Source organism: Kitasatospora sp. NPDC002522 (genome assembly GCF_053595195.1).
This window is the reverse complement of the sequence record NZ_JBSFXE010000073.1, coordinates 1-10,606: the sequence shown is the minus strand read 5'-3', so window position 1 is coordinate 10,606 and position 10,606 is coordinate 1. Positions and strand designations below refer to the sequence as shown.

2 protein-coding genes are annotated in these 10,606 nt (G+C 72.6%); both read left to right on the top strand.

Features of this window, described 5'->3' with window-relative positions; all coding sequences use genetic code 11:
* The coding region (locus ACWD4U_RS33530) for an SDR family NAD(P)-dependent oxidoreductase (protein ID WP_363461412.1) at positions 1 to 2,450 on the top strand (2,450 nt) is incomplete at its 5' end.
* Positions 2,451 to 2,454: 4 nt separating this feature from the next.
* Positions 2,455 to 10,515, top strand: coding sequence for a beta-ketoacyl synthase N-terminal-like domain-containing protein (locus ACWD4U_RS33525; RefSeq protein WP_363461410.1), 8,061 nt, complete (start codon positions 2,455 to 2,457; stop codon positions 10,513 to 10,515).
* The last annotated feature ends 91 nt before the right edge of the window (positions 10,516 to 10,606 follow it).

Genomic DNA, 10,606 nt, shown 5'->3' with positions numbered 1-10,606 from the left:
GTCTGGTTGAGGTGAGTGCTGCGGATGTGGGGCGGTTGCGTTCGCTGCGGCAGATCATCGATGCGTTCGGCTCCGCGGACGCGGCGCCCGCGGCCGATGGCGCTGCGCTATCGACCGGCACCTCTGCGACACCGCTCCCGATCGGACGGCCTCTCACTCGGCACGTCGTCAGAGCTGTCCCCGTGGAGGCTTCCGGACTGCGTGTGGGCGGTCTCGGCCAGGGAAGGGTCGCCGTCACCGATGACGGCACCGGCGTGGCACAACGGATTGTCGACCGATTTGCCGAACTGGGCATCAGAGCCTCCGTGGTGAACCGGATTCCGGCGGACGTCCATGGCGTCGTCTTTCTCGGCGGGCTGCGGGCCGTCGCGTCCGTGGACGAGGCGCTGGCTGTGAACCGGGAGGCGTTCCGCAGCGCCCGGGAGTTCGCCCGGCGTGCGGGTACCGGCGGCGACGAAGCCGTCAGCGGTTGGTTCGTCACCGTCCAGGACACGGGCGGCGACTTCGGGCAGGGGGGTGCCGATCCCACGCACGCCTGGCTCGGCGGCCTGGCTGCGCTGGCACGGACTGCCCGGCTGGAGTGGCCCAAGGCGGCAGTCAAGGCGATCGACTGCGAGCGTGGCGATCGCGACGCCCGGGCCGTCGCCGACGCGGTGGTGGACGAGCTGCTCGCCGGCGGCCCGGTCGGAGACGTGGGGCTACGAGCGGACGGCAGCAGGGTGGTCCTTCGGATGGTCGAGCTTCCGGCCTCGGCGCTGGAGGCCGGCGTCGTCGACGACCGTTCGGTGATCGTGGCCACCGGAGGCGGTCGCGGTGTCACCGCAGAGGTGCTCCGAGGCCTAGCCGGCGCACACCGTCCGCGCATCGCCCTGGTGGGCCGGACCGCTCTGGCCGACCTCGCGGACGACCTTCCGGAAGCCGGCGATGCCGCTGCCCTCGGCCAGGCACTGCTGGCCCGCCGGGCGCGGTCCGGTGACGCCCCCCCGAGCCCGGCCGAGCTTCGGGCGGAAGTCTCCGCCGTTCTGGCGGGCCGGGAGGTGCGGGCCACCGTGGACGCCCTGCGCGCGGCCGGATCCGACGTCCGCTATCTGGCGGTCGACGTCCGGGAGGAGAAGGCGCTCGCCGCTGCACTGGACGACGTCCGTCAGGCCTGGGGCCCGATCACCGGAATCCTGCACGGTGCCGGGGTCCTGGCCGACCGCTTCCTCGCGGACAAGACCGACGAGGATTTCGACCGGGTGTTCGACACCAAGGTCGGCGGGTTGCGGGCCCTTCTCGCGGCCACCGAACACGACCCACTCGCGCTGCTGTGCATGTTCTCGTCCGTCGCAGCCCGGTACGGCAACCCCGGGCAGGGCGACTACGCGATGGCCAACGAGGTGCTGAGCCAGGTGGCGGGCGCCTATCGCGCCGCACACCCGGACTGCCTGGTGCGCTCCATCGAGTGGGGTCCGTGGCGGGGCGGGATGGTGACCACGGACCTGGCGGAGCACTTCGAGCGCAACCACGTCCCACTGATCCCGGTCGAGAGCGGCACCGCGGCGTTCCTGGCCGAGCTCGCAGACACCCGCGAGGTCCAGGTCACCCTCAGCGCGGCCGGGCCGGACGACGGACCCGCGCTGGGAGCGGCCGAGCCCGACCTGCTCGGGGAGGTCCACGCCGACAGCCGGACCCATCCCTACCTGGCCGATCACGCGATCGCCGGACGACCGGTGCTCCCCCTGGCCATGGCACTGGAATGGTTCACCGGCCTCGCCCGCGACCTGGAACCGGAACGACGGGTGCACGAGCTTCATGACGTCTCCGTGCTGAGCAAGGTGGCGCTGGATCACCTGGCGGGGGACGGACACCGCCTCCTCCTGCGCAGCACGTCGGACACGGCCGGCCGGCGCATCGACCTGACGGCTCCGAGCGGCAGGCCGCACTTCAGGGCGCGAGTTCGGCCGCTCGGGGCAGCCACGCCGCAGCCCGCCCCCGCCCCGGTGCACCCGAAGGCCACCGCGCTCACGGACGGTGGCTATCGGTACGACGGGAACGTCCTCTTCCACGGCCCGATGTTCCGGGCGCTGACCGACCTGCACGAAGTGTCGGTGGAGGGAGCGAGGGCGACGGTGACCGGAGCGCACGGCCTGGGCTGGCCGGGTACCGGCTGGAACACCGACCCGGCAGCGGTCGACGGCGGCCTTCAGGTCGCCGTGCTCTGGGCCGAACGCGCCCTGGGGGGAGCCACGTTGCCGATGGCGGTAGGCGCCTTCCGGGTCCACCGTCCCGGCCTCCTTCCCAGCCCCGCCCGCTGCGAGGTGACGGCCCGTAAGGTCGGCGCCACCGAGGCGGTGTGCGATGTCCGGATCATCGATGCCGACGGGGTCGTCCGCGCCGAACTGAGCGGCGTCACCCTCGTCCTGCGGCCCGACACCACCCAGGCCAGCCACCCGGCCGGCGGAGAGTGACGCCATGACCTTCGAACCCATCGCGATCGTCGGCCGCGGCTGCGTGCTGCCCGATGCGTTCGCCCCGCAGACCCTGTGGCAGAACGTGGCCGACGGCAGGCGCAGCCTGTCCGCCGCACCGGCCGGACGCTGGGGTCTGCCGAGGACATCCGTGCTCGGCGCCACCGCCGAGGACAGCGCCGACCGGACCTGGCACGATGTTGGCGGCTACGTCCACGGCTTCGACGAGGTCTTCGACCCGGACGGCTTCCAGCTCGCCCCCTCCGACGTCCTCGCGCTCGACCCGCTGGTCCGCTGGGTGCTGCACGCCGCCCGGGAGGCCCTGCGCGAGGCCGGCGACGTCGCAGGCCGGGCACACGCGGGGCTGGTGATGGGCAATCTGTCCTATCCCTCCGCCGGGCTGTCCCGCTTCGCGGAGAGCGTCTGGCTGGACGGTGCGCCCGACTCGCTGCGCAGGGCGCTGCCGGCGCGCGCGATCGGCCGACCCGACCCCCGAAACCGCTTCTCCTCCGGACTTCCCGCGCACCTCGCGGCCCGGGCCCTGGACCTTCGCGCGGGCGCCTTCGCCCTCGACGCGGCCTGTGCCTCCTCCCTCTACGCCGTGAAGCTGGCCTGCGACCGGCTGCACGACCGCTCGGCGGACCTGATGCTCGCGGGTGCGGTCAACTGTCCGGACGACCTGTTCATCCACATGGGGTTCAGCGCACTGGCGGCGCTGAGCCGGACCGGGCGCAGCCGCCCCTTCCACCGCGAGGCGGACGGTCTCGTGCCCGCCGAGGGCGCCGGCTTCGTCGCCCTGATGCGGTTGGCGGACGCGCTCTCCGCCGGGACCCGCATCCTCGGTGTGGTCCGCGGTGTGGGCCTGTCCAACGACGGGCGGACCGGCGGACTGCTGGTACCGGCCCAGGCCGGCCAGGAGCGCGCGATGCGGCTCGCCTACGCCGGTGCGGGAGTCGCGCCCGAGACGGTGTCGCTGGTGGAATGCCACGCGACCGGCACCCAGGTGGGGGACGCGACCGAAGCGGCCAGCATGGCGCGGGTATTCGGGGACGCGGTCGACCTGCCCATCGGGTCCGCCAAGTCCAATCTCGGTCATCTGATCACTACGGCGGGGATCGCGGGCCTCTTCAAGGTGCTCGGTGCGATGGAGGCGGGCATCCGCCCGGCGACCCTGGACGCGGACGAGCCGATCAACGGGCTGGCCGGCACACCGCTGCGGCTGCTCCGGGCCAATGAGGACTGGCCGGGCCTGCGGCGTGCCGCCGTCAGCGCCTTCGGGTTCGGCGGAAACAACGCCCACCTGGTCGTGGATGCCTGGCCGGAACCCGCGACGGCTGCGCTGCCGCTGCCGCCGGCCCTCGACCTGCCGGTCGCCGGGGTGCTGCCCGCCGACGTTACGCCCGCCCCGGTTCCGGTTGCCGTCGTCGCGGTCGCCGTCCGTGCCGGGACGGGGCGTGACACGGATGACTTCCGTCGTGACCTGTTCGGTGCCGGACCGGTCCAGCGGAGCGCTGCTACGGTCGGACTCCAGCTGGACGGGCTCCGCTTCCCCCCGCACGACCTCGGCTCGGCGCTGCCGCAGCAGCTCCTGCTGCTGGAGACGGCCCGGGAGGCCACGGCCGACCTGACCCTTCCCCGCGAACGGACCGGAGTCCTGGTCGGTATGGGCTGCGACGCCGGGGCGGCCCGCTACGGTGCGCGCTGGCGATCCGCGGCCTGGCTCGAGGACAGCGACATCGGGGCGGAGGACCGCGGCCGGCTGGCCGATGCATTCCAAGGCCCCCTCACCTCGGCCGGCGTCGTGGGCACGATGCCCAACATCGTCGCGAACCGGCTCAATGCCCAACTCGACCTGGCAGGGCCGAGTTTCACGGTCTCCGCCGAGGAGGCCTCCGGCACCGTCGCACTGGAGCTGGCCGCCCGCGCGCTTCGCGCCGACGAGTTGGACGCCGCCGTGGTGGGTGCCGTCGACCTGTCCGACGAACCGGTGCACCTCGCCGCGCTGGCTGCCCTCGGCCGGGAGGAGGACGCCGGCGACGCCGCCGTGGTTCTCGTCCTCAAGCGGTTGGAGGACGCCCGCCGCGACGGCGACCGCGTCCTGGCCCTGCTCGGGGGCAACAGTGAACCGGTGGGACTGACAGTCGGGGACCGACACGGGACCGAGGCTTCCGTCGGGCCTGCGGCCGACGATGCAGGGATGCCCTATGTCGACCCCGCGGCGCACTTCGACCCCGCGGCGCGCTTCGGCAGTCCGCACGCCGCGCGCGGACTGCTCGCCGTCGCCGTGGCAGTCCTCGCCCTGCACCACCGGGCGGTGCCGCGGCACGGGGCGCCCGCGATGCCCGCGCTCGGCGCCATGTCCGCCGCGGCGGTCGTGGCCCCGCTGGAAGCTCCGAGCACCGAGGTGCGGCTGGGCAGCGCGGACTGTGAGCCGTGGCTGGAGGAGGAGCCCCCGCAGATCCACGTGTACTCGGGTGCCGACGGCCCCGGCGTAGCCGCCGCGCTCGCGGCCGGCCGCGAGTCCGACACCGGGCCTGCCCGGCTGGTGATCGTCAGCGATCGCGCCGGATTCGCCACCCGTGCCGAAGCGGCCGGCCGCTGGCTGGCCACCGGTGGTCCCCGGCCGGAGGGCGTGACCTTTCGGCCCACGCCGCTGGGCGGAGAAGTCGCCTTCGTCTTCTCGGGCGGCTCGATGGCCTACCCGGGCATGGGCCGTGAACTGATGCTGGCCTTCCCCGGCGAACTTGCTCGCATCGGCGACCGGTTCGGTGGTCTGCACCCCCTGCTGAACTGGGCCCGCGGCGGATGCGAACCGGAGCAGCCACGCGTTCTCGATCAGATCTGGGGCTCCTCGCTGGTCGGGCAACTGCACGCCGAGATCACCACCGGACTGCTGGGCATCAGCCCGCAGGCGGTCCTCGGCTACTCCTCGGGAGAGTCCACCGCACTGTCCGCGCTGGGCCTGTGGACGGACGGTGGCGCCATGGTCCGCGAGGCCGAGGCATCCAGCCTGTTCACGGACCAGCTCGTCGGCGACCACCGCGTGATGCGGGACGACTGGCGCGCGATCGGCGTCGAAGGGGAGCGGTGGGTCAGCCATCTGGTGAACGCCCCCGTCGACGAGGTCCGGGCGGCCCTCGCCGTCGAATCGGCAGCGCACCTGATCACCGTCAACTCCCCCGACTCCTGTGTGATCGGGGGTGAGGAGGGCTCCTGCTCGCGGGTCCTGGAGCGGCTGGTACCCGCCCCCTCGCTCCCTGTCCCGTACGACATCGCCGTCCACGTCCCCGGGCTGGCAGCGGTGGAGCGGCAGTGGTGGGAGCTGCACCACCGGCCGGTGAACGCCCTGCCCGGTGTGCGCTTCTACACCGCGGCCACAGGAGCCTGGTACCACCCGTCCTCGGAGTCGGCTGCGGACGCTCTCACCGCCATGGGCCTGAACACCGTCGACTTCCCCCGGGTGGTCAGGAACGCCTGGAAGGACGGCGTACGGATCTTCATCGAGCACGGCCCGCGAGGACTGTGCACGACCTGGATCCGGCAGACCCTGGGGGAGCGGGAGCACCTGGCCGTGGCCCTCGACCTGTCCGACGGCAAGGACGTACAGCGACTGTTCCAGGTGGCGGCCGAGCTGATCTGTGCGGGAGTCGCGGTGGACGTGGCCCGGTTGACCGGCCACTTTCCCTCCGCCGCGCCGAAGCCGACGGGCTGGCAGATCTCGCTGCCCGCTCACCCTCCCGTCCCTCGACTGCCCGACGCGGGGCCGCAGGCCCAGATCATGGACCGGGCACCGTGGGTTCCACCGGTCCCACCGTCGGAGCCGGTGGCGCTCCGCTCCGCCCCGACAGGGGAGACGACGCAGATCCGCGCGCCTCGGCCGGCCCCGGCCGGAAGCGTTGCGGCTGAGGTCTCGGCCATCGCCGCAGCCACAGCCACAGCCGACCGGGCGAAGGCAGGCCGGCTCGGGGAAGGACTCCCCACGCTGTCGCTGTCGCCCGACGCGCCGGCCCCGGTGTCCCGGGCGGCGGCTGAGATCGCGCTGCCGGCTGAACCGATCGGGTACCCCACGGTCGGCCATAACCCGTACCCGGTGGCGGCCGCCTATGCGGCGTGCTACCGGCAGGCTTCCGACACGCACCGCTCCTTCCTGCTGGTCCAGAGCCAGGCCCACCGGGAGTTCCTGCGGATCCGCGAAATGGTCCGCACCCAGTTCCTGCAGGCGGCGTCCCGCGTAGCTGCTCCGGTGCGATCCGCTCCCGCCGGAGCAAGCCTTCCCGCATCGCCTCCACCGCCGAGGTCTCAGCCGGCCCCGGTGGTTCCCGCTCCACTGCCCGCAGCGGCCCAGAGCCCGACCGTCGAGAGCCCTGTCGCCGAGAGCCCGCCTGCCGCCCGGCCCGCCGCGCCGCTCCCCGCACCGTCGCAGACCCGGCCGGGCCCGTCCTTCGACCGCCGCCAGCTGGAGCAGCTCGCCTCCGGGCGGATCTCCGAGCTGTTCGGACCGGACTTCGCCGCCCAGGACGGCTACCGCCGCCAGACCCGGATGCCCCGCCCGCCGATGCTGCTGGCCGACCGGGTCACCGGCATCGACGCCGTGCCGACCTCCATGGGGACCGGCACGATCTGGACCGAGACTGACGTCGAACTCGACAGCTGGTACCTCGATCCGACCGGGCGAATGCCGGCCGGGATCATGGTCGAGGCAGGTCAGGCCGACCTGCTGCTGATCAGTTGGCTCGGTGCTGATCTGCTGAACCGCGGCGAGCGTGTCTACCGGCTGCTCGGCTGCGAGTTGACCTACCACGGCAGCCTGCCGGTCCCCGGTGAGACGCTCCGGTTCGAGATCCGGATCGACGGCCACGGCGAGCACGACGGCGTGCGGATCTTCTTCTTCCACTACGACTGCTACGTCGACGGCGAACTGCGCCTGTCGGCCCGCGACGGCCAGGCGGGATTCTTCACCGACGCCGAACTCGCCGCGACACGCGGTGTGCTGTGGGATCCGGCGGCGGAGATCGCACCGGCCGCGGTCGTCGACCCACCCGCGATCCGCACCGACCATCGCTCGTTCGGTCCCGCCCGGGTCAGGGCTCTGGCCGCGGGCCGCCCCTACGACTGCTTCGGTGTCGGCTGGGAGGCGACCCGCTCGCACATCCGCAGCCCGCAGTTGGGGGAGGGCCGGATGCTCTTCCTCGACGAGGTCTCCGCGTTCGAGCCCGACGGCGGTCCCTGGGGGCGTGGCTACCTCAGGGCGGAGCGCCGCGTGTCGCCCGACGACTGGTACTTTGAAGGCCATTTCAAGAACGATCCCTGCATGCCCGGCACACTCATGTTCGAGGGCTGCCTCCAGGCGATGGCCTTCCACCTGGCCGCGTTGGGCTTCACGGCGGAGCGGGACGGCTGGCGTTTCGAGCCCGTCCCCGAGGAGCCGTACGCGATGCGCTGCCGCGGCCAGATCACTCCGGAGAGCCGCGACCTCAGCTACGAGGTGTTCGTCACGAAGGTGTCCGCCGGCCCCACTCCCACGCTCTTCGCGGACGTGCTGTGCACCGTCGACGGGGTCAAGGCCTTCCACGCGCGCGGCCTGGGCGTGCGGCTGGTCCCCGACTGGCCGCTCACGCACTGGAAGCAGCTGTCCGGACCGGCCGAGCAGAGCACCGGGCTCCCGGTGCCGGCACGGGAACTCGCCGGCCTGCGCGGCCAGGTCGAGACCTCCACGGTGGCGGCGGTCGACGGCTTCCCCTTCGACCGACACTCGCTGCTCGCTGCCGCCTGGGGCCGGCCGTCGGAGGCCTTCGGCCCCATGCACGAGGTCTTCGACAGCCACCGCAGGGTCGCCCGGCTCCCGGGGCCCCCGTACCACTTCATGTCCCGGATCAGTGCCGTCCACGGCCCTCAGAACGGTATGCAGGAAGGCAGTTGGGTCGAAGCCGAGTACGACGTCCCCGACGAGGTCTGGTACCGCGAGCAGAACGCGAGCGGCGCCATGCCGCTCGCGGTACTGCTGGAGGTCGCCCTGCAGCCGTGCGGCTGGCTCGCCTCCTACGTGGGCAGCGCCCTGCGCGTCGAGACGGACGTGCTGTTCCGAAATCTCGACGGCACCGGCACCATGCACGCCGAAGTGCTCCCCGGCACACGGACGCTGCGGACCCGCGCGGAGGTCACCCACATCGCTCAGAGCGACGGTATGATCATCGAAACATTCGAGGTGCGGTGCACCGCCGACGGCGCACCCGTCTTCACCGCCTCGACCGTCTTCGGGTACTTCCCCCCAGACGCCTTCGAGAACCAGGCCGGTCTGCCACCCGTGGACGACGAGCGCTCCCATCCGGAGGAGTCATCCTGGCACGTCGACCTGACGGCCCGTCCGGCCCGCTACTGCGAGGGACCGCTGCGCCTGGCCGGCCCGATGTTGCTGATGCTCGACCGTGTCGTCGGATACTGGCCAGAGGGAGGCCAGGCCGGGCTCGGCAGGCTGCGCGCGGAGAAAGACGTCGACCCGCAGGAGTGGTACTTCAAGGCCCACTTCTTCCAGGACCCCGTCCAACCCGGTTCGCTCGGCCTGGAGGCGATGGCCCAACTGCTACAGTTCCACATGATCGAGCGTGGCCTCGGCACCGGTCTGCGCAACCCTCGCTTCGAAGCGGTGGGCACCGGCAGCACCCTGAACTGGAAATACCGTGGCCAGGTGGTTCCGTCCGACCGTCGGATCACCGTCGAGATGGAGATCGTGCGCAGTGGGGTGGACGAGGTCGGCCCCTTCGCAGTGGCCGACGCCTGGCTCTGGGTCGACGGCAGGCGGATCTACCGCGTCGACGGGCTGGCGATGCGGATCGTCGAGGACGCCTCCGAGCCCGTCGGACAGTCGGTCCCCGGCTCGCTCGGCTCCGAAGGCGCAGCCCTGGCACTGGACCCGGCCGTCGACGGGTGGCTGCTGGACCACTGCCCCACCTGGTCGGTGCCGACCCTGCCGATGATGTCCACAGTCGACCTGCTCGCGACCGCCGCCGCCGAGCACACCGGCCTCCCGGTCACCGGACTGCGGGACGTGCGCTTGTACCGGTGGATCCCGCTCGCCGAACCGGTGACGGTGCGCTGCGAGGTCGCCCCTGGTACCGATCTCCACGAAGGGGAGGTCGCGGTGACCCTGCTTGCCTGGCGCAGGGCCCGCACGGCCACCCTGTCCCGATTCGAGCCGGTCGCTCGTGGGATCGTCCGGACCGGCCCGGGCCGCTCGGATCCGCCGCCGGTCCTCGCGCCACCGGCGGACGCCGTCCCCGTACCGGACCCGTACGCCGAAGGGGCGCTGATGCACGGGCCGGCCTTCCAGTACCTGACGTCGCTCCGCATCGGGGCCGCCGGCTCCTCGGCAATGCTGGAGGCCGGACGCGGCGGCGTCCCACGCGGGCTGCTTCACCAGGGACTGCTCGACGCCGCGACACACGGGATCCCGCACGACCGGCTGAGCCAGTGGTCGGAGGAGATCCCGGACGGCACGGTCGCCTATCCGCACCGCCTGGCACGGCTCGACGTCTTCGAGCCCCTGCCCCAGGAGGGCGAGGTTGCCGTGGAGGTCCGGTTCGCGGGCTTCGACGACGGGGACCGTACGCTGCCGGTGTTCGACATCCAGATCGCTCATGGCGGTCGCACGGCCGTCACGATGCGCCTGGTGGAGATCCTGCTGCCGCAGGGGCCCCTGGGCCGCGCCGGCCGGCCACAGCGGATGGCATTCCTGAGGGACCACCGGTACGCAGAGGGCCTCGGACTGTCCACCACCCGCGATGACGTCACACGCCTCACCGCTGACGACGTGGAGAGCTGCGACTGGCTGCACAGCACGGTCGCGCACGCCTACGGGCTCCCGGACGGAGCGAAGGGGGTGGACCACCTGGCCGAAATCGCGGTGCGTGACCATGTGGCCAGGCTCTGCGGACTCCACCCGACGCAGGTGGAGGTCGGCGAGCGCCTCGATGCCGCCTACCCGGCGACCCGGCCGGACGAGATCCACTACGTCCACGTCGTACAGGACGAAGGCGTCGTGGTCGTCCGCTCCCGGCGGGCGGACTGACCCCGGGCCGGGAGGCGGCCGGCCGAGGGCCGCCGCCTCCCGGCAGCCGGAGCTACGGGCAGGGATGCAGCCGAGCCGGGGTCCATCGCAC

Excerpts from the sequence above, each read along its gene's own strand:
- ACWD4U_RS33525 (WP_363461410.1), top strand. The coding sequence starts at position 2,455 with ATGACCTTCGAACCCATCGCGATCGTCGGCCGCGGCTGCGTGCTGCCC.